Source organism: Roseomonas sp. KE2513, from assembly GCF_016107305.1.
Taxonomy (GTDB): domain Bacteria; phylum Pseudomonadota; class Alphaproteobacteria; order Acetobacterales; family Acetobacteraceae; genus Roseomonas.
Genome location: NZ_RCVR01000013.1, coordinates 38,276 through 58,109, shown reverse-complemented (window position 1 = coordinate 58,109; position 19,834 = coordinate 38,276). Strand labels below are relative to the sequence as shown.

At 71.0% G+C, this 19,834-nt stretch carries 21 protein-coding genes, 1 tRNA gene and 2 pseudogenes; 8 read left to right on the top strand and 16 right to left on the bottom strand.

Annotated elements, in window-relative coordinates; translation table 11 throughout:
• Window positions 1–7 precede the first annotated feature (7 nt).
• The 8 genes from D9599_RS14705 to D9599_RS14670 form a co-directional block, all read right to left on the bottom strand.
• Complete coding sequence (locus D9599_RS14705) at window positions 8–301, bottom strand: acyl carrier protein (protein ID WP_198381986.1); 294 nt, start codon at window positions 299–301, stop codon at window positions 8–10.
• 126 nt (window positions 302–427) lie between these two features.
• The gene (locus D9599_RS14700) at window positions 428–1,189 is read right to left on the bottom strand and encodes an ABC transporter permease (RefSeq protein ID WP_198381985.1); all 762 of its coding nucleotides are present in this window, start codon (window positions 1,187–1,189) and stop codon (window positions 428–430) included.
• Window positions 1,186–2,112: an ABC transporter ATP-binding protein gene (locus D9599_RS14695; RefSeq protein ID WP_198381984.1), complete on the bottom strand. Its 927-nt coding sequence runs from the start codon at window positions 2,110–2,112 to the stop codon at window positions 1,186–1,188. Before D9599_RS14695 ends, D9599_RS14700 begins: the two co-directional genes overlap by 4 nt.
• The gene (locus tag D9599_RS14690) at window positions 2,109–3,230 is read right to left on the bottom strand and encodes an ABC transporter permease (RefSeq protein WP_198381983.1); all 1,122 of its coding nucleotides are present in this window, start codon (window positions 3,228–3,230) and stop codon (window positions 2,109–2,111) included. Before D9599_RS14690 ends, D9599_RS14695 begins: the two co-directional genes overlap by 4 nt.
• A gap of 50 nt (window positions 3,231–3,280) precedes the next feature.
• On the bottom strand, window positions 3,281–4,216 hold the full coding sequence (locus D9599_RS14685; protein ID WP_198381982.1) for an ABC transporter substrate-binding protein: 936 nt from the start codon (window positions 4,214–4,216) through the stop codon (window positions 3,281–3,283).
• A 62-nt stretch (window positions 4,217–4,278) separates the two neighbouring features.
• Window positions 4,279–7,098, bottom strand: a complete 2,820-nt coding sequence (locus D9599_RS14680) for a PAS domain S-box protein (protein ID WP_198381981.1) — start codon at window positions 7,096–7,098, stop codon at window positions 4,279–4,281.
• A 188-nt stretch (window positions 7,099–7,286) separates the two neighbouring features.
• Window positions 7,287–7,372: transfer RNA gene (locus tag D9599_RS14675), tRNA-Leu, on the bottom strand.
• A 62-nt stretch (window positions 7,373–7,434) separates the two neighbouring features.
• Entirely contained in the window at window positions 7,435–7,815 is a 381-nt protein-coding gene (locus D9599_RS14670; protein WP_198381980.1) for a cupin domain-containing protein, read from the bottom strand.
• 94 nt (window positions 7,816–7,909) lie between these two features.
• Here D9599_RS14670 and D9599_RS14665 point away from each other — a divergent pair, with 94 nt between their 5' ends.
• On the top strand, window positions 7,910–8,416 hold the full coding sequence (locus tag D9599_RS14665; RefSeq protein WP_232480522.1) for a disulfide bond formation protein B: 507 nt from the start codon (window positions 7,910–7,912) through the stop codon (window positions 8,414–8,416).
• On the top strand, window positions 8,413–9,003 hold the full coding sequence (locus D9599_RS14660) for a demethoxyubiquinone hydroxylase family protein (RefSeq protein WP_198381979.1): 591 nt from the start codon (window positions 8,413–8,415) through the stop codon (window positions 9,001–9,003). Before D9599_RS14665 ends, D9599_RS14660 begins: the two co-directional genes overlap by 4 nt.
• A gap of 19 nt (window positions 9,004–9,022) precedes the next feature.
• Here the strand turns inward: D9599_RS14660 and D9599_RS14655 are convergent, their stop codons facing one another.
• The 4 genes from D9599_RS14655 to D9599_RS14640 form a co-directional block, all read right to left on the bottom strand.
• On the bottom strand, window positions 9,023–9,736 hold the full coding sequence (locus D9599_RS14655; protein WP_198381978.1) for a hypothetical protein: 714 nt from the start codon (window positions 9,734–9,736) through the stop codon (window positions 9,023–9,025).
• A 47-nt stretch (window positions 9,737–9,783) separates the two neighbouring features.
• Window positions 9,784–9,966, bottom strand: a complete 183-nt coding sequence (locus tag D9599_RS14650) for a hypothetical protein (protein WP_198381977.1) — start codon at window positions 9,964–9,966, stop codon at window positions 9,784–9,786.
• A 34-nt stretch (window positions 9,967–10,000) separates the two neighbouring features.
• Complete coding sequence (locus D9599_RS14645) at window positions 10,001–10,579, bottom strand: HNH endonuclease (protein ID WP_198382140.1); 579 nt, start codon at window positions 10,577–10,579, stop codon at window positions 10,001–10,003.
• Between the two features lie 216 nt (window positions 10,580–10,795).
• A complete protein-coding gene (locus D9599_RS14640) occupies window positions 10,796–11,461 on the bottom strand; it encodes an alpha/beta hydrolase (protein ID WP_198381976.1) in 666 nt (221 codons plus the stop codon).
• A 44-nt stretch (window positions 11,462–11,505) separates the two neighbouring features.
• Between D9599_RS14640 and gluQRS the strand changes: the two genes are divergently transcribed.
• Window positions 11,506–12,417, top strand: coding sequence for a tRNA glutamyl-Q(34) synthetase GluQRS (gene gluQRS, locus D9599_RS14635; protein ID WP_198381975.1), 912 nt, complete (start codon window positions 11,506–11,508; stop codon window positions 12,415–12,417).
• A gap of 35 nt (window positions 12,418–12,452) precedes the next feature.
• Here gluQRS and D9599_RS14630 read toward each other — a convergent pair whose 3' ends face one another.
• The 3 genes from D9599_RS14630 to D9599_RS14620 form a co-directional block, all read right to left on the bottom strand.
• Window positions 12,453–13,328, bottom strand: a complete 876-nt coding sequence (locus D9599_RS14630) for a PhzF family phenazine biosynthesis protein (RefSeq protein ID WP_198381974.1) — start codon at window positions 13,326–13,328, stop codon at window positions 12,453–12,455.
• A gap of 242 nt (window positions 13,329–13,570) precedes the next feature.
• Entirely contained in the window at window positions 13,571–14,386 is an 816-nt protein-coding gene (locus tag D9599_RS14625; RefSeq protein WP_232480521.1) for an ABC transporter substrate-binding protein, read from the bottom strand.
• 68 nt (window positions 14,387–14,454) lie between these two features.
• Complete coding sequence (locus D9599_RS14620) at window positions 14,455–15,426, bottom strand: tripartite tricarboxylate transporter substrate binding protein (RefSeq protein WP_198381973.1); 972 nt, start codon at window positions 15,424–15,426, stop codon at window positions 14,455–14,457.
• Window positions 15,427–15,611: 185 nt separating this feature from the next.
• Here D9599_RS14620 and D9599_RS14615 point away from each other — a divergent pair, with 185 nt between their 5' ends.
• The 3 genes and pseudogenes from D9599_RS14615 to D9599_RS14605 all read left to right on the top strand — a co-directional run.
• The gene (locus tag D9599_RS14615) at window positions 15,612–16,142 is read left to right on the top strand and encodes a hypothetical protein (protein ID WP_198381972.1); all 531 of its coding nucleotides are present in this window, start codon (window positions 15,612–15,614) and stop codon (window positions 16,140–16,142) included.
• A pseudogene (locus D9599_RS32445) lies at window positions 16,124–16,291 on the top strand (calcium-binding protein); the annotation flags it as partial. The gene D9599_RS14615 and the pseudogene D9599_RS32445, both read left to right, overlap by 19 nt.
• A gap of 29 nt (window positions 16,292–16,320) precedes the next feature.
• A pseudogene (locus tag D9599_RS14605) lies at window positions 16,321–16,734 on the top strand (hypothetical protein); the annotation flags it as partial.
• Window positions 16,735–16,740: 6 nt separating this feature from the next.
• Here D9599_RS14605 and D9599_RS14600 read toward each other — a convergent pair.
• Window positions 16,741–17,031 (bottom strand): 4a-hydroxytetrahydrobiopterin dehydratase, encoded by a 291-nt coding sequence (locus D9599_RS14600; RefSeq protein WP_198381970.1) that lies wholly within the window; start codon window positions 17,029–17,031, stop codon window positions 16,741–16,743.
• A gap of 48 nt (window positions 17,032–17,079) precedes the next feature.
• Between D9599_RS14600 and D9599_RS14595 the strand changes: the two genes are divergently transcribed.
• Together D9599_RS14595 and D9599_RS14590 are read left to right on the top strand one after the other, a co-directional pair.
• Window positions 17,080–17,487, top strand: coding sequence for a metallopeptidase family protein (locus tag D9599_RS14595; RefSeq protein WP_232480520.1), 408 nt, complete (start codon window positions 17,080–17,082; stop codon window positions 17,485–17,487).
• A gap of 166 nt (window positions 17,488–17,653) precedes the next feature.
• Entirely contained in the window at window positions 17,654–19,834 is a 2,181-nt protein-coding gene (locus D9599_RS14590; protein WP_198381969.1) for a TonB-dependent siderophore receptor, read from the top strand.

Here is a 19,834-nt window from a genome sequence, read left to right as displayed (position 1 = left end):
CCGCGCCTCAGCCCGCCTTGGCGGCGACCAGCTCGTCGATGCGGGCCGCGAGGTTCTTCATGACGAAGTAGTGGTCCGCGGGCTTCTCGCCGGCATTCACCTCCTGCGTCCACTTCTCCACCGGCACCTTGATCCCGAAGGCCTTGTCGATCGCGAAGACGATATCGAGGAAGTCGAGGCTGTCGATGCCGAGATCCTCGGTCACGTGGCTGTCCGGCGTGATGCTGTCACGCGCAACCTCGCTGTTCTCCGCGATGATATCGGCCACCCGGTCGAAGGTGGGAGAGGTCTCGGCAGCCATAGGGCGGTTCCTGGTCGGGCGCGGCCGCGCTGCGCAGGGCACCGGGCCGGGTACTGGATGATCGGCGCGGGTGATGGACCGGAATCGGGTGGAAAGTCCAGGGGCGGGCCGATCCGTCGGGGCGGGTCAGGGCTGCGCCGCGCCGCTACCGGGAGAGCCGGTGCCCGCGGGACCGGGTGCGCCGAACAGCCCGAGCGCCCGGTCCAGCAGCAGCGCGAGCCAGGCGGTGAAGATCGCGCCCTGCAGGACATAGGACGGGTTGGCATTGGCAAGGCCGGTCACGATGGGCGTGCCGAGGCAGCGCGCGCCCGCAACAGCCCCGACCGCGGTCGTTGCGACGGAGAGGGTGAGCGCGACCCGCATCCCCGCCAGCAGCACCGGCCGGGCGAGGGGCAGTTCCACGTCCCGCAGGCGCTGCCAGGGCGAGAAGCCCAGGCCCCGCGCCGCCTCGGTCGCGCTGGCCGGGACTGACTCGAGGCCGGACACCGTGGCGCGAAGAACCGGCAGGGCCGCGTAGAGGACGAGGGCGAGCAGCGTGGGCGCCGCCCCGAAGCCGAGCAGCGGCAGAGCCAGCGCGACGGCCGCGACCGGCGGGATGCCCTGGGCAAGGGAGAAGACCGCATCCAGCAGCGGCCGCATCCGCCGTCCCGCCGGGCGCGTGGCGAGGATGCCGGCGGGGATGCCAATGAGGGCCGCCAGCCCCACGGCGCCGAGCGAGAGGACGAGATGCCAGCCGAGGAGCAGGAGCCAGGAGTCCTGCTGGAAGGTCGGCCGCGCGACCTCGGGGAAGAGGGCGTGCCAGAGCGCCTCGGCCCGCGGGGCGGCGAGAAGGGCGGCCAGGAAGGCCAGGGTCTCGGCGGCGAGGCGGGCGGCGCGCGCGCGCCTCACGGGGCGGAGGCGCGGAGGATCGCGGCCATGCTCAGGTGCCGCGGCGGCGCTCCCTCCAAGGACACGCTGCCGGTGCCATGGGCGAGCATGAGCAGGAGGGCGTCCTCCAGCGTGGCGCCGGCCGGCAAGCCGGGGGAGCCGAGCGCCGGACCATCCTCGGCCGCACCGGCTGCGGGCAGGGCGGCGAGCCGGTGAAGGGCCAGGGCGCCGGTCCGCACCATCCGCCGCACCGCCTCAGGCGCTCCCGGGCCGAGTACCTCGGCGGGCGGGCCTTCGGCGACCAGCCGCCCCTCCGCCATCACCGCGATCCGGTCGGCCAGGACGAGGGCTTCCTCCAGGTCGTGGGTGACGAGCAGGATCGTCTTGCCGGTTTCCGCATGGATGCGCCGAAGGGCCACCTGAAGTCCCCGCCGCGTGCCTGGGTCCAGCGCCGAGAACGGCTCGTCCATCAGCAGGACGGGCGGGTCCGCCGCCAGGGCGCGGGCGAGGCCAACCCGCTGCGCCTGCCCGCCCGAGAGCGTCGCCGGCCGCCGGTCGCGATAGGCGCCGGGATCGAGCCCAACCATCTCCAGCAGGGCGTCCACTCGCGCTTCGACGCGCGGGCGGTCCCAGCCGAGCAGGCGAGGGACCGTCGCCACGTTCGCAGCCACGCTGCGATGGGGAAAGAGGCCGACTGACTGGATGACGTAGCCAATGCCGCGCCGGAGCGCCTGGGGGTCGATCCCCGCTACGTCCCGCCCGCCGAGGAGGACGCGCCCGGCCGTGGGCTCGATCAGGCGGTTGACCGTCCTTAGCAGGGTGGACTTGCCCGAGCCGCTCTCGCCCAGCAGCACGCAGAGGGCGCCCGCCGGTACCTCGAAGCTGACGCCGCGCAGGGCCTCGAGCGCTCCGTACTGGTGCGACACCCCGTCGAAGCGGATCATGCGGGCACCAGCCGGGCGAGCAGGGCGAGGCCGGCATCCACGACCAGCGAGAGAGCCAGGACCGGGAACACGCCCAGCAGGATAAGGTCCGTGGCCAACTGGCCGATCCCCTGGAAGACCAGCGTGCCCAGCCCGCCGCCGCCGACCAGGGCGGCCAGCGTGGCCAGCCCCACAGCCTGCACCGCAGCCAAGCGCAGCGCTCCGAGCATGACGCCCGCCCCGAGCGGCACGCGAAGGCCCCAGAGAACCCCGGACGGAGAAAGACCCTGGCCACGAGCGGCCTCCACTAGATCCGCCGGGGCGACGCGCAGGCCGGAGAGGATCCCCCGGGCGAGCGGCAGGACGAGGTAGGCCGCGATGCCGAGAATGGCGGGGGCAGGGCCGATGCCGCCCAGGCCGAGCTCCCGTAGCACCGGAAACGCCGAGGCGAGGGCAGCGAGCGGCGCGATCAACAGTCCGAAGAGGGCGAGGGAGGGGATCACCTGAATGCTGGAGGCGGCGGTGAGGAAGGCTGCCTCCAGGCGAGGACGGCCCATGGCGAGGGCCGAGAAGGGAACGGCCAGCATCAGCGCGAGGAGGAGCGCGGCGAGGGAGAGCGCGACATGCCCCGCGAGGGCGTCGCGCAGTTCGGCTGCGCGGCCGGCGGCTTCGCGCATGAGGGAAAGGGAGTCGAGCACCCCGGTCGCTCCGAGCACGGTGAGGCCGAAAAGGCCGACGAGGAGCGGAAGCGCCGGCATGCCGCCCCGCATCACGGCCGCTGCGGCAAGGGCAAGGGAGAGGACGAGCAGGGAGAGCCAGGCGCCCGCGGCGGGCGCGGCGCGCGCCACGGTGCTGTCGGCGGGCAGCGCGGCCGCCGTGCCGAGGCCGACCGTGGCCGAGAGGAAGAGGATAGCCAGGATTGTCGCAGCCTCGGGCAGCCAGGAAAGCCGCGGACGACAGGCGGAGAGCAACGTCCCGAGGAGGGAGAGATAATAAAGCACCGCGGCGGCAAGCACCGGTGGGTTGCCCGGCAAAGCAGCCGCGCGCGGCGATAGCAGCCGGTTGGGCGCGATCGAGATCCAGCCGAGCAGCGGGGGAAGCAGAGCTGCCGCCAGGGCGAGGGGAATCAGGGCCGTCATGCCAACGGCGCGCGGGGCGTTTGCGCTGGCTGCGCGCGGCACCTGCGGGCTCAGCCGGCCTGCCCGACGCTGCGCAGGTGCTCGCGGGCGACGTCGCGCAGCGGCCGGCCCTCCACCACGACCGCGGCGTTCAGCGCCTGCAGCCGCTCGAGTGTCAGGCTGGCGAAGGCTGGCCCCAGCCAAGCCTGCAACTCGGGCAGCCGGCGGGTCACCTCTCCGCGCACGCAGGGGGCGGGCTGATAGACGATCTGCGCGCCCTTGGTGTCCTCCAGCACGCGCAGGGAGAGGGCGGCGATGGCGCCGTCCGTGCCGTAGACCATGGCGGCATTCACCCCGTTCAGTCCCTCCCCGGCCGCACGCATGGTGACCGCCGTGTCGCCACCCGGCAGCACGAGCAGTTGCGAGGAGGAGAGGATGAAGCCGTAGGCGCGCTGGAAGGCGGGCAGGGCAGCGGGGCTCTCCACGAACTCGGCGGAGGCCGCGAGCTTGAGGGTGCCGCCGCCTGCGAGATAGCGGGCCAGATCCTCCAGGCTGCGCAATCCCCCCCGGCCGGCGAGATCGCCCCGCACGGCGATCGCCCAGGTGTTGTTGGCGGGCGCGGGGCGCAGCCAGGCGATGTCGTTGCGCGCGCCGTCCAGTTCCTTCACGCGTTCATAGGCGGTGTCGGCGCGCTTCCAGGCGGGGTCGTCCTCCTGCTGGAAAAAGAAGGCGCCATTGCCGGTGTATTCCGGATAGAGGTCCACCTCCCCCGCCAGAATCGCCTGCCGAAGGATGCGGGTTGGGCCGAGCTGGAGCCGGGCGCGAACGGCCACGCCCCGCGCCTCGAGAGCGAGGGCCATCATCTGCCCGAGCAGCGCTCCCTCCGTGTCGAGCTTGGAGGCGACGGTGACCGGCCCGGAAGCCTGGGCACGCACCCCGGTGCCTCGCAGGGCCGGCAGGGCGAGGCTCGTCGCGAGCAGGATGCGGCGCGTCGGCTCGGCGGGCATGCTCATTCCTCTCCTGGTCGCTGGCGCCAAGCCTCGGCCAGGCCGCGCGGGTTTGCAAAGCGCTATCCGATCATCGCGCGGACGCGGGCTGCCAGAGCCTCGATCTCGAAGGGCTTGGTGATCAGCTCCATCCCCGGGTCGAGAAAGCCGCCGTTGCTCGCCGCGTTCTCCGCATAGCCCGTCATGAACAGCACCTTCAGCCCCGGACGGTGGCGGCGCGCCGCATCGGCCAGCTGGCGGCCGTTCAGCCCCGGCAAGCCGACATCGGTCACGAGGAGGTCGATCCGCGCACGGGATTCGAGGATGTGGAGCCCCGCGGGCCCGTCCGCCGCCTGGATGGCGCGGTAGCCGAGTCCCGACAGCACCTCGACGACGAGGTCACGCACCACGGCCTCGTCCTCGACCACCAGCACCACCTCGCCGCTCTCCGTCTGGTGTGCGGCCGCGGCGGGGGCGGGCGCGTCCTCCTCCTCATCGGTCTCGCTGGGGCCGCGTGGAAGCAGGAGGCTGACCGTCGTGCCGCGGCCAGGGGCCGAGACGATCCTCGCGTGCCCCTCCGATTGGCGGGCGAAGCCGTAGACCATCGAGAGGCCGAGGCCGGTGCCCTGGCCGATAGGCTTCGTGGTGAAGAAGGGCTCGAAGGCGCGCTCCACGGTGTCGGCATCCATCCCCGCGCCGGTGTCGGAGACGTGGATGACGATGTAGTCGCCGGGCAGGAGCCCGCGCTCCGCCTCGTCCCGGGCATCCGAGGGCTGGTCGGGCGGCGCGGCCCCGATGCGGGTGTTCACCGTCTCGATCGTCAGGCGGCCGCCGTCGGGCATGGCGTCCCGCGCGTTGATCGAGAGGTTGAGGACGGCGCTCTCGAGCTGGTGCGGGTCGCACAGAGTGGGCCAGAGCCCTGGTGCGGTCACGATCCGGAGGCGGATGCTCTCGCCGATGGTCCGGCGCAGCAGGTCCTCCATCGAGGTCACGAGTGCGTTCGCGTCCACCGGCTTCGGGGCCAGCGGCTGGCGCCGCGAGAAAGCGAGGAGCCGGTGGGTGAGGGCCGCCGCCCGGTTCGCCGAGGCGATGGCGGCCGCCACGTAGCGCCCGGCTTCCTCGGTGCGGCCGGCGGCGATGCGCCGCTGCATGAGGTCGAGGCTGCCGATCACGCCGGTGAGCAGGTTGTTGAAGTCGTGCGCGATGCCGCCGGTGAGCTGGCCGACCGCCTCCATCTTCTGTGCCTGGCGGAGCGCGGCCTCGGTCGCCTGCAACGCCTCCGCCGCCTCCTTCTCGGCTTGGATGTCGCGGCCGACCGCGTGGATGAAGTTCTCGTCCGGCACGGCCGTCCAGGAAATCCAGCGGTAGTCGCCGTCCTTCTGTCGATAACGGTTCTGGAAGCGTAGCGTGGTCAAGCCCTCTGCCAGCTTGGCGGCTTCCGCGCACGTGGCCTCTACATCCTCGGGATGGACGAGGCCCATGAAGTCGTGGCCGAGCAGTTCCTCCTCCGCCCAGCCGAGCATCGAGGTCCATGCGGGATTTACCGCCTCGATGCGGCCATCGAAGCGGGCGACAAGCATGATGTCCGTCGATAGCCGCCACATCCGGTCGCGGTCGCGCGTGCGCTCGGCCACGCGTGCCTCCAGGTCCTCGCGCGAGCGGGCGAGCGTCTCCCGCGCCTCGACGATCTCTTGGATGTCACTGCAGACGCCGATCCAGCGATGCACGGTGCCATCCTCGCCACGCACCGGCTGCGCGCGGACGAGCCACCAACGGTAGGTGCCGTCGGCGCGCCGTAGCCGGCACTCGACCTCGTAGGGCATCCCTGTCGCAAGGCTCTCGGACCAGCGTGCGTTCGCGCGTGGCAGGTCCTCGGAATGGACGAAGGCCTGCCAGCTGTGCCGGCGAAGGGAGACGCGGCTGTTGCCCGAGTACTCGAACCAGCGCTGGCTGCTGTACTCGACCCGGCCATCTGGATCTGCCGTCCAAACGAAGCCGGGGACCGCCTCCGCCCCCTCCCGCAGCCGCGCCTCGCTGAGCGCGAGCGCCCGCTCGGCCTCGCGCTGGGCGGTGCGGTCGCGCAGCACCTTCACGAAGCCGACCAGCGCGCCCGCGTCGTCGCGCAGCGGCGTCATCTCGCCGCTGGCCCAGAAGCGCTCGCCGGTCGAGCGCATGTGCCAGCGCTCGTCGGGGGAATAGCCCTTCTCAATTGTTTCCTGCCGCTCGGCCGCCAAGCGGCCGCCATCCAGGTCCTCGGGCGTGAGAATGCGGTCGGCGGGATGGCCGAGCATCTCCTGCTCGGTCCATCCGAAGGCGCGGCGGGCCCCCTCGTTCCAGCGGGTGATCCGCCCTTCGGTGTCCGTGACGATGATCGCGTGGTCCGTCACGCTGTCAAAGATCTGGTGGGCCAAGGCCTCGCTGTCGCGCAGGGCGCGCACCGAGAGCACCTGCCGGGTGGTCTCCATGACCGGGCAGAAGAAGCCGCCGACCTCGTCGCTCTCGCCCCGGACAGGGGTGTAGGAGAAGGCGAAATGTGCCTCCTCCTGGTAGCCGTTGCGCTGCAGGACAAGGCTGATGTCGTCCATCTGGACTGAGCGGCCGGCTTCAACCTGTTCAACCAGCGGAACGAGATCGTCCGCGACCTCTTTCCATACCTCCAGGAAGCGCTCACCGAGCGCGGAAGGGTGCTTTGCCCCGAGGATCTCCGCGTAGCCGTCGTTGTAGAGCATGATCCTCTGCGGCCCCCAGGCGACGAACATCGCGTGGCCGGAACCGAGCATCACGCCGACGAGGGTCTTCAGCGAGGCTGGCCACCGCTCCGGCGGCCCGAGCGGATTGGCCGCCCAGTCGAAGCCGCGGATCAGGGCGCCCAGCCTTCCTCCGCCCGAGAGGAAGCTCAGCATGAACGGCGGTGCGGGGTGGTCAGCCGCCGGCCTGACGGCGCAGCACGAAGAAGCTGCCCTAGCTTCGCATTATCGGAGTGGCGGTGCATTGGTAGCAGGAAGGCGCCTAGCGGGATCGAGTTTCAGGCCCGGCAAAGGCGTCGTTCCTGGCCCTTCGGGGTTGTGCCGCCCAGGCTCGTTGATGGGTTTGGTGCGGGTGGTCGGGCTCGAACCGACACTCCGTTGCCGGAAACGGATTTTGAGTCCGTCGCGTCTACCGTTCCGCCACACCCGCAGCGCCTGTGGCCAGGGGCGCTGATGCCACGGGCCGCCCCGTCTCGTCCAGCCAGGACGCGCTCAACTTCGGGGCGCCTCGGCCTCGGCGGTCCGGAAGGCGGCGGGGGAGGTGACCTCCAGCATCTCCAGGTCGTCCGAATGCCCGACCTCGCGGTGGCGGATGCCCGGGGGCTGGACCACGCTGTCGCCGCGCTCGAGCAGCACCTCGCCGATGTCCTCATACTCGAACCGAACCCAGCCCTGGAGCACGAGGACGAGTTGAAAGCCGAGCTCGTGGGTATGCCAAGCGGGCTTTGGGCCCTCGCCGGGCACGGCCCGAATGATATGGGCCGCGTGGCCGCCGCCGGTTGCCTCCCGCGCACCGAGGTCGCGATAGGCGAAGAAGCCCCGCAGCCCGGCATCGTAGGTGGCGTCGGCCGCCCGGCTGACCGTGGTTCGCATCCTGGACCTCCCCTTTGGCCGGTGTCCCGCTATGCGTCCGGCGGGGCTTGCCCGGCGAAGGGTCGGGCGCCAGCCTGCCCCGATGAGCGCCGAGATGAACACGGGACAGATGAGCACCGGGGCGACGACTCGGCAACACGCGGCGGCCGTGGCCCTGCTGGCCGCCGCGGCGCCGCTCGCTGCCCTCGCCTCCGAGCGCTTCCTGGAGATGGCGCCCTGCGCCCTCTGCCTCTGGCAGCGCTGGCCCTACTGGCTGGCGGCGGTGCTGGCGGCGCTCGCGGCCGGGATACGGTCCCGGCCGCTGCTGGCGCTGGCGGGGCTGGCGGTGCTCGTCTCCGGCGCGATCGCCGCGCTGCATGTCGGGGTCGAGCAGGGATGGTGGCCAAGCCCGCTGCCCTCCTGCGCCGTGCCGACCGCGGGCGCCACGATGTCGGTGGACGACCTCATGCGCAGCCTGGCGGCCCGGCCGGCCAAGCCCTGCGACGCCGCCGCCTACCTCATCCCCGGCCTGCCGGTCTCGATGGCCGCGATGAACCTTCTCTACGCGCTTGCCCTGGGCGCCCTCGCGCTTACTTGGTCGCGGAGAGGAGCACAGCGATGAGTGATGCGAGGGACGGGGCTGACGAAGGGCGCGCGGGGCGCGTGACGCTGGAAGGCCGCCTGCCCGGTGATCCGACGCCGCGCGACTACGTGGCGCGCACCATCCGCGTAGACCACGCCGGCGAGTACGGCGCGAAGCGGATCTATGAGGGCCAGCTCGCCGTGCTCGGCCGCACGAAGTACGGCCCGGTGCTGGAGCACATGAAGGCGCAGGAGCAGGTTCACCTCGACACCTTTGCCGGCCTGATCGGCGAGCGGCGCGTGCGGCCGACGGCGTTGCTGCCCATCTGGCACGTCGCCGGCTTTGCCCTTGGCGCCGCGACCGCCCTCATCGGCCATCGCGGGGCCATGGCCTGCACGGTGGCCGTGGAGGAGGCGATCGACGAGCACTACGCCGCCCAGCACGCGACGCTAGGCGACGACGAGGCGCCACTTCGCGAGAAGATCGAGCGCTTCCGGCAGGAGGAACTGGAGCACCGCGACATCGGCCTTGAGAACGAGGCGGAACTCGCGCCGGCTTACAAGCTGCTCTCCCGGGTCATCAAGGCCGGCTGCAAGGTCGCGATCAAGGTAAGCGAGCGTATCTGATCCCGGCCGCCGCGGCGCGTCAGGTCCGGAAGGCCGGGCCGAGGGGCGGCGCGGGCGCTGGCGCGCGCGGCGTGGCCTGGCGAGGCGGCCCGGGTGGCCTCGCGCCTGGAAGGGGGAGCGGCAACTCGATCGCCGGGGCCGCCTCGGCCCGCTCCGGTTCGGGCGCACGGCCGGAGAGGGCAACGAGGAGCCGCATCGTTATCGCCAGCAGGGGATCGCGGGCGCCCTGCCGCGGCTCGACTGTCTCGGGCGCCACCAGGGTCACCACGAAGACGCGGCGATCGAGCATGGCGGCGCAGCCGAGCTGGCGGCGGGGAGTCTCTCCCCGAAGATGCACGTCGAGGCAGCGGGCAGAGGGGCCGGACTCGGCAACGCGGGCGCCGAAATGGCGGAAGGTGGCGTCCTCCCGGCGGGAGGCGGCATCGACCGCGGTGGCGCGGGCGAAGACCTCCACGGCGGCGCTCACCTCCGGTCCGTCCTCCCCATCGCGGGCGCCGGAGCGGCGTGTAGGGGGCAGGGCATGGACGGAAGCCGAGGCGCGGTTCGGATGGGCGAAGCGGGCGATCAGGCCAGGGCCGTTGCTGTCGTCGGGGCGGGACTTGTGGAAGCCGCCGATCTCCTCCGGCAGGCGGGCGAAGGCGCCCTCGGTGGTCAGGCCGGAGGTGGCGGACCCGGCGCAGGCGCCGAGGAGCGGCGTGATCGTGACGAGGAGCAGGAGAGCCCTTGGCAGCATGCGCTATTCCTAGCCGAGACCCGGCGCGGCGGATAGGAACCCGCGGCTCAGGGATGCGGCAGGCGCAGCATCGGCACGCGCTCGACCCTTAGCCAGCTTGGCCAGCCGACCACCCGCTCCAGCGCCACGATGCCGATCGAGAGCGCGAGGGTGGCCATTATCACGAGAAGCGCGCCGCGCGACGGCGGGCGACGCCACAGGCGCCACAGGAGGAAGAGCACCCGGTCCATCGGGTCACGCGCCGGGTGCGGCGCGGCCTGCTCGTCAGCTCTCCAACTCGCTGTCCCAGTAGAGGTAGTCGCGCCAGCTCTCGTGCAGGTGGTTCGGCGGAAAGCCGCGCCCGTTCTCCTGCAACTCCCAGGAGGTCGGCTGGCGGGGCGGCTGGCGCGGGTGCATGCCGATCTCCCGCGGCAGCTTGGAACCCTTGCGGAGGTTGCAGGGCCCGCAGGCCGCGACGACATTTTCCCAGGTGGTGCGCCCGCCACGGCTGCGCGGGATCACGTGGTCGAAGGTGAGGTCAGGGGCGGGGCGGTCGGCGCCGCAGTACTGGCAGGCGAATCGATCCCGCAGGAAGACATTGAAGCGCGTGAAGGCCGGACGGCGCGCGGCGGGGATGTATTCCTTCAGCGCGATCACGCTCGGCAGGCGCATCGTCAGGCTGGTGGAGTGGACCTCCGTCTCGTACTCGTTGAGCACCGAGACCCGGTCCAGGAAGACCGCCTTCACGGCATCCTGCCAGGACCAGATGGAGAGCGGAAAGTAGGAGAGCGGGCGAAAATCCGCGTTCAGCACCAGAGCTGGATAGTTGCGCCCGCCGGGGGAAGTTCCGGCGGAGGCGCCCAGGGCACCGAAGGCGGGCAAGTCACCGATACTGTCGCCGAGCTGGGTTCCGTCTGGCACGCGCTGCTCCCTGCCGGGGGCGCGGCTTCACAAGCGCTGGGGCTCCACCGGGCGGTCGGGCCCCAGATCAAGTGGCGCCGCCCCGTACAGCGGCAGGATGGCAGGCGCCTGCAGGGGGTGCAACTCACCCGCCGACGGCTTCACGGGACCGTCACGCCTTCAGGCCGGGGCCAGCCCCGCCGCGGCGCGCTGGAGAAAGAGGGCGCCGGCTGCCATGCCCGCCTCGTCGATTCCGTGGCCGAGGCGTGGCGAATAGACCGCCTCGACGGGCACGCCGGCGTCGCGCAACTCCCGCTCCGCCGCGCGACTGCCGGCGACCGGCACCACCTCATCCACCTCGCCATGCACCAGCAGGACCGGCGGCCGCCCACGGATCTCCGCGCCGAGCGACTCGGGCGCGATCAGGATGCCCGAATAGGCGAGGATGGCCGCGGGCGGCGTCGCGCGGCGCAGGCCGCAGAAAAGCGCGGTCATGGCGCCCTGGCTGAAGCCCATCAGCATGACATGAGTCTCGGGCAGGCCGGCGGCCGCGCACTCGCGGGCGATCATCGCGTCCACCGCTGGAAACACGGCGCGCAGGCCTGCCTCCATCCGCGCGGGGTTGCGGTCCGTCAGGTCGAACCACTGTCGGCCGAAGGGTGCTCCCTGGTAGGGGCTGGGGGCGTGCGGCGAGATGAACAGCGCGTCCGGCACGGCGCGGGACCAGCCGGGCGCGAGGTCGATCAGGTCGTTCCCGTCCGCGCCCAGCCCATGCAGCAGGAAGACGATTTGCCGCGGCTGCTCCTTGGAGGCGGGGCCCCAGCGCGGTCCGTCAAGATCAGCCATCCTGCTTCCCCTACCTGTCCCGTCCCGCTAACCCGGCCGGCGCGATGGCAGCAACCCCCCCGTTCTCTCGGCCGACGACCACCCGCTTCGCGCCAAGCCCGACGGGCTTCCTGCATCTCGGCCATGCCCGCTCCGCCCTCATCGCCTGGCGCGCGGCGCGGGAGGCTGGTGGCCGCTTCCTGCTGAGGATCGAGGACATCGACCGCACCCGCTGCCGGCCGGAATACACCGCGGCCATCCTGGAGGACCTGGCCTGGCTTGGCCTGGACTGGGACGGGCCGGTGCGCGTTCAGTCCGGGCACTTCCCGGATTATCGGGCGGTGCTGGACAGCCTCGCGGCGCGTGGGCTCCTCTACCCATGCTTCTGCACGCGGGCCGAGATCGCGCGCGAGGCGGCGGCCATAGGCGCCGCGCCGCACGGGCCGGAAGGGCCGCCCTATCCCGGCACCTGCCGGCGCCTCTCGGGCGCAACACGGGCAGCGCGGATCGCGGCGGGTGATTCCTACGCGCTGCGGCTGGACGTGGAGGCGGCTTTGGCCTCGATCAAAGAGCCGCTCCACTTCGAGGAGGTGGGGGAGGGGCTCCTCCGCTGCGACCCGGCTCGCTTCGGGGACGTGGTGCTGGCGCGGAAGGACACGCCCGCTTCCTACCATCTCTGCGTGACGCATGATGACGCACTTCAGGGCGTGACGCTCGTGACGCGCGGCGAGGATCTGAGGCCGGCGACGGACCTGCACCGCCTGTTGCAGGTGCTCATGGGCTGGCCCGCGCCGGCCTACCGCCATCATCCGCTGATGCTGGGGGCAGATGGGCGGAGGCTGGCGAAGCGGGACGGCGCCTTGGCCATCCGGGAACTGCGGGCGAGGGGCATCAAGGCCGCTGCCGTGCTGGAGATGGTGGAGGGCGAGGGCGCAAGCACCTCAGCAGGCCTTTTTCCGCCGGTTCAGAACTCCTGATCTCCGTGCCGCGCCTGGCGCGCTGCCGTGCGCTCTCACAGCATCACCTCTCCCCGCAGCATCGGAACACAGCGCCCGCCGACCGTTGCCCGGATGCCCTGCTGGGTCCTCCGGGCGGTGGTCTGCAGAAGACTTGGCCGGCCCATCTCCACGCCCTGGGTGATGTCCAGCGCGGCGCTGTCGGCACCCGAGAGGTGCAGCAGGAAGCCGGCGAGCGGCGTCGCGGCGCTGCCGGTTGCCGGGTCCTCCGGCGTGCCGGCGAGGGGGGAGAACATCCGGGCGCGGACGGCGGCGCCGTCCCGGCAGTAGAGATAAAGGGACAGGTGTCTCCCGAGCGCGGCCGGGTGCTCGGCCAGGGCGCGGCGGAACGCGGCCGTGTCGGGCGAGGCGGCGGCGAGCCCCAAGGGCGTCACCTCGACCAGCAGACGGTGGTTGCCGCCGTCGGAAGCGAGAGTGGGCTCGTGCTGGGCAAGAACGACCTCCTCCGCACCGATCCCGGCGCAGGCCGCGGCGAGGGCGGCGGGCAGGGTGGCGCCAACCTTCAGGACCTGCGGTGCCGTGATGGTTGCGCCGCTCCCGTCGGGCGTCATGCGTACCTCCACCAGGCCCGCGATCTGCTCGAAGCGCAGCACCCCGCCCACGGCGCGATTCGCGAGGACGAAGCCCGTACCGACATTCGGATGGCCCGCGAAGGGCATCTCGGCGGTGCGGTTGAAGATCCGGACACGCGCGGTGTTTGCGGGATCCTCGGGCGGCAGGACGAAGGTGGTCTCGCTGAGGTTGAACTCGGCGGCCAGGGCCTGCATCTCGCCGTCCGAGAGGCCCCGTGCGTCGGGGAGGACGGCCAGTGGGTTCCCGCCGAAGCGGCGGTCGGTGAAGACGTCGACGGTCACGAAGGGGAAGGCTCGCATGGCGCGATCCTGGCCCGGGCCGGGCGGCGGCGTAAGGGCCCCTCGCCGCGCGGACGAAGGATGAGGCGTTGGGGGCGGCACGTCGGCAGGCCTTCAGCCCTCTATCGGGCGTCGCCGACTGGCGTGCCGCGTCCCACCGTGCCTGGGGAACCATTCATGGGCTGGCTACGCTGCTGCCGGACGCCGCCCTCCCGGCAGACGCCGATGCAGGAGGTGCTGGGCGGGGGGCGCCCCCGGTCGGGCTAGTCCGCCGCCGGCGCGACCGCCGCGTCGCCCTGCCCGCTGGAGGACAGGGCATGGGCGACGAAGCCGGATGCCTTCATCTCCTCCACGAAGGCGCGGACGAAGGGCAGGCCGGCGTCGCGGCCCGCGGGAATGCCGACCGCCTGCTCAATCACCATGAAGCGGCCGGGAATGACGCGCACCGCCGGGTGGTTGCGCGCGTATTCTACCAACGGCTGCTTGACGCCGGCGGCGGCCTCAAGCCGGTCGCGCAGGAAGAGGTCGATCGCCTCGGCCGAACTGGGTGCACGGACCAGCTCGGCCTGGCGCAGCGCGCGGGTTAAATAGAGGTCGTAGGCGCTGCCCCGGCCGACCGCGATCCGCGTGCCCGGCCGGTCCAGCTCCTCCACCGCCTGCAGGGGGGAGGCGTTGCTGACCATGTAGGTTCCCTCGATCACCACATAGGGCGCGGTGAAGAGGATCCCCTGGGCGCGCACGGGGTCGCGGGCCAGGAAGGCGACGTCCCAGGCTCCCTCCTTCCCGGCATCCGTCACCTTCCCCGCGCTGTCGAAGGTGAGGAAGGTGACAGGCACGCCCAACCGTCGTGCAAGCTCGGTCGCGAGCTCGGCCGAGACGCCGCGCGGGGCGCCCGTGGCCGGGTCGGGCTGGGCGAGCACGGTATTGCCGAAGTTGATGGCCGCTCGCAGCGTGCCGGTGGGGGCGAGGGTCGTGACGACCTCTCGCGACGGGGATTGCGCACTGGCCGGGCCGGTCATGAGGGCGATTCCGAGAAGGGCGGTGGGCAGGCCTGCCGGCCAGCACAGCTTGCGCGCCATGTTGCGTGATTCCTCCCGTTTCCCGCGAGGCTAGCACGCGCCACGGACGGCGGAAGGCCGCGCATGGCTCAGCCCGCCGCCTGCGGCTGGATGCCGGCGCGGCGGGCGGCGTCGCCCCACTTCTCCAACTCGGCCTCGACGAAGCGGCGTGTTTCCTCGGGCGTGGAACGCACGACCTCGGCGCCGAGCGCCGCGTGGCGCGCCGCGATCTCGGGCCGCATGACGGCCGCGCCGCAATCCGCGGAGAGCTTGGCGAGGACCGGCGCCGGGATGTTGGCGGGGCCGATCACCATGCCCCAGGTGGTGGCCTCGTAGCCCGGCATGAAGGCTTCGGTCAGGGTGGGCACGTCCGGCAGCTGCGGGGCGCGGGCGGCCCCGGTGGTGGCCAGGGCCTTAAAGGCGCCGGACTGGATGTGGCCCAGCGCCGCGGGCACCGTGTCGAACATGATGTCCACCCGGCCCGCCATGAGGTCGGGATGCGCCTGGGTGGAGCCGCGATAGGGAACATAGGTCATCTCCACTCCTGCCCGCTGTGCGAAGAGCACGGGCGCCAGGCGCACGACGCCCCCGGTGCCGGCGAAGGTGACGTGGCCCGCGGGATTGGCCTTGGCGTAGGCCACGAGCTCGGCTGCGGTTGAGGGGCCGAATCCCTTCCCGGCGCAGAGCACCAGCGGCGTCCTTGTCGTGAGCGTCGCGAAGGAGAAGTCGCGCATCGTGTCGTAGGGCAGGCGATAAAAGGCGGCGTTTACCGGATGCCCGACCGAGACGAGGGCGAGCGTCTGCCCGTCCGGCGCCGATTTCGCGACCACCTCCGTCCCGATGATGCCGTCGGCGCCGGCGCGATTCTCGACGGGCACGGGCTGGCCCCACTGGGCGGCCAACGGCTCCGCGATAAGCCGCGCGGTGATGTCAGAGACGCCGCCGGGTGTGTAGGGGACGATGATGCGCACGGGTCGGGTTGGAAAAGCGCCCTGTGCGCGAGCGGGAAGGGCGGCGAGAAGCGCGGGTGCGGCCAGGGCGATGCGGCGCGTGATGAGCATAGTTTCCTCCTCTTCTGCCGTCGGCGCGGCTTTGGGCGAAGGCTGCGCGCCGGGCGCGACAACCGCAACCGGGCAGGGGGGCGCGGGATCGCGTCGGCGTCCGCGGGAAGGGAACGACGATGGCTCTTCCGACCGATCACGAATTCGTGTAATCGTTCGATCAGCATCCAGGAGGATGGAGGCAGATGGGCACGGCGTATATCTCGGACAGCCAGATGGCCGGGGCGGAGGCGCTGCGCTTCGTCTCCCATGCCAGCCCCATTCCCAGCCTGAACAACTGGGACAAGGCGGCCGTTTATGCTGCCGACGGCTATGTCATGCCCTCGGCTCATCACTTCGCCCTCAACCTGACGGATGGCGCGACCTACGACATCTACGCCTACCGACTCTTCTCGGGCACGGACGCGACGCCGACGCTCAGCCTCGAGGATTCCTTGGGCAACCTGCTGACCGCATCCTCCGGTACGCACGCGGCCAGCTATGCGCTCGACACCCTTCTGCACTTCGTCGCGCCCGTTTGCGGCCGCTACTATGTCAGCATCGGCACGGCACCGGGCGGACCACCGCAGCCCTTAGCCCTCGGCGTCCTTGAGGATATCGATACCGCGACCCCCGCGCATGTCGCGCCTTCGATCCTCCTCGGGACGGGCAGCGCAGAGGTGCTGGCGGGCGGCCGGGGGGCGATACGCTCTACGGCCTGGGTGAGGACGACCTGATCAATGCCGGGGACGGCAACGACACCGTCGCGGGCGGCGACGGGGATGACATCGTCCTCGGCTGGTTCGGCGACGACCTGATCCTCAGCGAGGCCGGCAGCGACACCCTCTACGGCGGTATGGATGCGGACCATCTCCGCGGCGGCGGCGGCAACGATGCCCTTTCGGCCGACGTGGGAATGACATCCTCGTGGGAGAGGCGGGCAACGACCTCGTCTTCGGTGGTGACGGCAACGACACGCTCTACGGCGAGGCCGGTGACGACCACCTGCGCGGCGATGGCGGCGACGACACGCTGATCGGCAGCGACGGAACCAACATCCTGGTGGGCGGGGCCGGCAACGATGTCTTCGTGCACGGCCCGGCCAGCGCCGCAGGCGCGATCGACACGATTTATGAGTTCACCCGGCTGCCGGGGGACAGCGACGTCATCCACTTTCTGCCCGGCAGCTTCGCCAGCTTCGAGGCGGTGATGGCGGCCAGCCAGCAGGTCGGCGCCGACGTGCAGATCCGCGCTTCCGCGACGGATGGCTTCAACCGCGTGGATACCTCTCTCTCCGTGCTCGTGGCCGCGGACTTCCTGTTCGGGTAGGGGGCGTCAGCCCAGCAGCGCGTCGATCGCCGCCGCCATGGCGAGGTCCCGCTCGCTGAGGCCGCCCGCGTCGTGCGTGGTGAGGGTGATCTCCACCCGGTTCCAGACATTCGACCATTCGGGGTGATGGTCGTGCTTCTCGGCGAGAAGCGCGACGCGGGCCATGAAGGCGAAGGCCTCGGAGAAATCCCGGAAGAGGAACCGGCGGTGCAGCGCGTCGCGTCCCTCGGCCACGGACCACGCCGGCAGCAGACTGGGCAGCGCCTGGCGACGTGCGGAGGGAAGGGGTTCGACCATCGCGCTCTTCCTGCTTGACCTCGGCCCCCCTTATGGCCCCCTTCACCCATGCCGAACACCGGGATGAAGTGGGGTGCCCCGCCCACAGCCGAGGATCTCGCCGCCCTGGCCGAGGCCGCTCTCGCCGCCATTCCCGAGGCCCTGCGCGAGGCCGTGCGCGGCACCGCCATTCTCGTGGAGGAATTGCCCGACGACGAGACGCTGGAGGCGCTCGGACTCGAGCACCCCTGGGAGCTGACCGGCCTGTACCGCGGCACCCCCCTGACGGAGAAGTCCGTGCTCGACCCGCCCTCCGGCCCCGACCTGGTCCTGCTCTATCGCGAGCCGATCCTGGTGGAGTGGGTGGAGAGCGGCGAGGACCTGTTTCGGCTCATCCGTAACGTCCTTATCCACGAGATCGCCCATCATTTCGGCTATTCTGAGGAAGGAATCGCCCGGCTGGAGGGGGAGGGGTAGCAGCCCCTTCTCCGGCCCCAGGCCCGCGCATCGTAATCGGCAGTCCCCCTCGCATTCCCTCCATCGGTACCGCACGGCCCCGACCGGGCTTGCGACCCTTCGTCACCGCTGGTAACGCGCGATTGCAAGTAAGTCGCATTACGCTGCGCCGGAGACAACGACCGCCATGCCCCGCCGACCGAGGCCCGCCCCCACCCGCCAGCCTTCCTCCACCTGGGCTGGGCGCGCCGCCCTTCTCCTGGCGGCAACTGCCCTGGGATCGGGGGCCGTGCCCTTCGCCCTCGCCCAGACCGCAGCGCCCGAGCCGTCGTCGGACGGCGTTGTCGCCGTGCCCACGGTGGACGTGCGCGCGGCGCCCGCCAGCACGAACGGGTATCAGGCTACCCGCAGCCGCACGGCCACCCGCACCGACACGCCGCTGCGCGACGTGCCGCAGAGCGTGGGCGTCATAACCCAGGAGGCGATCCGCGACCTTTCGGTGCAGAACCTGCAGGACGCCCTCCGCTTCGTGCCGGGCGCCGGCTTCGCCCAGGGCGAGGGCAACCGCGACACGCCCGTGCTGCGCGGCTATTCCAGCACCGCCAACCTTTTCGTGGACGGGCTGCGCGACGACGTCGAGTACTACCGCGACCTTTACAACATCGACCGGGTCGAGGTGCTCCTCGGGCCCAGCGCCATGATCTTCGGGCGCGGCGGTGGCGGCGGCGTGGTCAACCGCGTGACCAAGCAGCCCGATTGGGAAACGATCCGTGAGGTCCGCCTCCAGACCGGCTCCTACAACAACTACCGCGGCACGATCGACCTCGGGCAGGCCATCAACGAGAGCGTCGCCTTCCGCATCCTCGGCATGTACGAGGACACGGACACCTACCGCGACGGCGTCAGCATCCGCCGCTACGGCATCAACCCCAATGTCGCCTTCCGCATAGGTGACAGCACCACGCTGCGCATCAGCTACGAGAATTTCCGTGACGAGCGGAACACCGATCGCGGCATTCCCTCGTTCAACGGAAAGCCCGTGCGGCTCGGCGTCTCCACCTTCGTGGGCGATCCCAACCTCAGCGTGAACCACGTCAACCTGAACGCGGTGAACGTCACGGGCGAGCACCGCTTCGACAACGGCGTAGTCGTGCGCAACCTCTTCCGCTACGCCACCTACGACAAGTTCTACCAGAACGTCTTCTCCGGCGCCGTGAACGCCTCGGGCACGGCGGTGCAACTCGCGGCCTATAACAACGCCACTCAGCGCGATAACATCATCAACCAGACGGACGTCCAGTTCGCGCTTGACACCGGGCCGATCCGGCACACCTTCCTCGCCGGCTTCGAGTACCAGCGCCAGGTGTCCGACAACTTCCGTAACACCGGCTACTTCACGGCCGTTGGCCCGAATGCCACGAGCTTCACGACGCCGCTGAGCGCCACACGCGTCAGCACGCCCGTCCTGTTCCGGCAGAGCGCAACCGACGCGAACAACCACGGCGTGGCGACCTCGGCGGCCGTCTATGTGCAGGACCAGATCCAGCTCCTGCCGCAGGTCCAGCTCATCGCCGGGCTGCGCTACGAGAACTTCGACGTCGACTTCACCAATAATCGCAACGGCGCCCAGTTCAACGCTACCGACAACAAGGTCTCGCCGCGCATCGGTCTGGTGTACAAGCCGATCGAGCCGGTCTCGCTCTATGCCAGCTACAGCACGTCCTACCTGCCGCGCGCGGGTGAGCAGCTGGCCTCGCTGAGCCTGACCAATGCCAACCTCCGGCCGGAATCCTTCACGAACTACGAGATCGGCGCCAAATGGGACCTTGCACAGAGTGTCAGCCTCAACGCTGCCCTTTTCCGGCTTGAGCGCAATAATGTCGCCGTAACTGACCCCAACGACATCAGCCGCCTCATTCTCGTGGACGGGACACGGGCGCAGGGCTTGGAGATCGGTGCCCGCGGCCGCGTGACCAACGCCTGGAGCGTCATCGGCGGCTACGCCTACACGGAGGGGGAGATCAGCAGCGACCAGTCCACGACCATCCGCAAGGGCAACAGCGTGCCCTACCTCGCCCGTCACACCGCCTCCCTCTGGAATCGCTACGACTTCACGGAGAACTGGGGCGCAGGGCTCGGCGTGATCGCGCAGTCCGCCTATTTCGCGGCCACCGACAACGCGGTCCGCATCCCCGGTTTCGCGCGGGTGGATGCCGCTGTCTTCTGGAAGATCAACGAGCGCTGGGGCGCCCAGGTGAACGCGGAGAACCTGCTGGGCACCCGCTACTACCCGGTTGCCCACAGCAACAACAACATCACTCCGGGTGCGCCCTTCAGCGTCCGGGCAGCGCTGACCGCCCGCTTCTAG

What these genes read in the sequence shown, in the direction of transcription:
- D9599_RS14600 (WP_198381970.1), bottom strand. Translation starts at nt 17,031, where the DNA reads ATGGTCGAACCCCTTCCCTCCGCACGTCGCCAGGCGCTGCCCAGTCTG.
- D9599_RS14650 (WP_198381977.1), bottom strand. Translation starts at nt 9,966, where the DNA reads ATGGACCGGGTGCTCTTCCTCCTGTGGCGCCTGTGGCGTCGCCCGCCG.
- D9599_RS14690 (WP_198381983.1), bottom strand. Translation starts at nt 3,230, where the DNA reads ATGACGGCCCTGATTCCCCTCGCCCTGGCGGCAGCTCTGCTTCCCCCG.
- D9599_RS14625 (WP_232480521.1), bottom strand. Translation starts at nt 14,386, where the DNA reads ATGGCGCGCAAGCTGTGCTGGCCGGCAGGCCTGCCCACCGCCCTTCTC.
- D9599_RS14685 (WP_198381982.1), bottom strand. Translation starts at nt 4,216, where the DNA reads ATGCCCGCCGAGCCGACGCGCCGCATCCTGCTCGCGACGAGCCTCGCC.
- D9599_RS14705 (WP_198381986.1), bottom strand. Translation starts at nt 301, where the DNA reads ATGGCTGCCGAGACCTCTCCCACCTTCGACCGGGTGGCCGATATCATC.
- D9599_RS14655 (WP_198381978.1), bottom strand. Translation starts at nt 9,736, where the DNA reads ATGCTGCCAAGGGCTCTCCTGCTCCTCGTCACGATCACGCCGCTCCTC.
- D9599_RS14595 (WP_232480520.1), top strand. Translation starts at nt 17,080, where the DNA reads ATGCCGAACACCGGGATGAAGTGGGGTGCCCCGCCCACAGCCGAGGAT.
- D9599_RS14680 (WP_198381981.1), bottom strand. Translation starts at nt 7,098, where the DNA reads ATGCTGAGCTTCCTCTCGGGCGGAGGAAGGCTGGGCGCCCTGATCCGC.
- D9599_RS14695 (WP_198381984.1), bottom strand. Translation starts at nt 2,112, where the DNA reads ATGATCCGCTTCGACGGGGTGTCGCACCAGTACGGAGCGCTCGAGGCC.
- D9599_RS14630 (WP_198381974.1), bottom strand. Translation starts at nt 13,328, where the DNA reads ATGCGAGCCTTCCCCTTCGTGACCGTCGACGTCTTCACCGACCGCCGC.
- D9599_RS14640 (WP_198381976.1), bottom strand. Translation starts at nt 11,461, where the DNA reads ATGGCTGATCTTGACGGACCGCGCTGGGGCCCCGCCTCCAAGGAGCAG.
- D9599_RS14615 (WP_198381972.1), top strand. Translation starts at nt 15,612, where the DNA reads ATGGGCACGGCGTATATCTCGGACAGCCAGATGGCCGGGGCGGAGGCG.
- D9599_RS14590 (WP_198381969.1), top strand. Translation starts at nt 17,654, where the DNA reads ATGCCCCGCCGACCGAGGCCCGCCCCCACCCGCCAGCCTTCCTCCACC.
- D9599_RS14620 (WP_198381973.1), bottom strand. Translation starts at nt 15,426, where the DNA reads ATGCTCATCACGCGCCGCATCGCCCTGGCCGCACCCGCGCTTCTCGCC.
- D9599_RS14660 (WP_198381979.1), top strand. Translation starts at nt 8,413, where the DNA reads ATGAGTGATGCGAGGGACGGGGCTGACGAAGGGCGCGCGGGGCGCGTG.
- gluQRS (WP_198381975.1), top strand. Translation starts at nt 11,506, where the DNA reads ATGGCAGCAACCCCCCCGTTCTCTCGGCCGACGACCACCCGCTTCGCG.
- D9599_RS14670 (WP_198381980.1), bottom strand. Translation starts at nt 7,815, where the DNA reads ATGCGAACCACGGTCAGCCGGGCGGCCGACGCCACCTACGATGCCGGG.
- D9599_RS14665 (WP_232480522.1), top strand. Translation starts at nt 7,910, where the DNA reads ATGAACACGGGACAGATGAGCACCGGGGCGACGACTCGGCAACACGCG.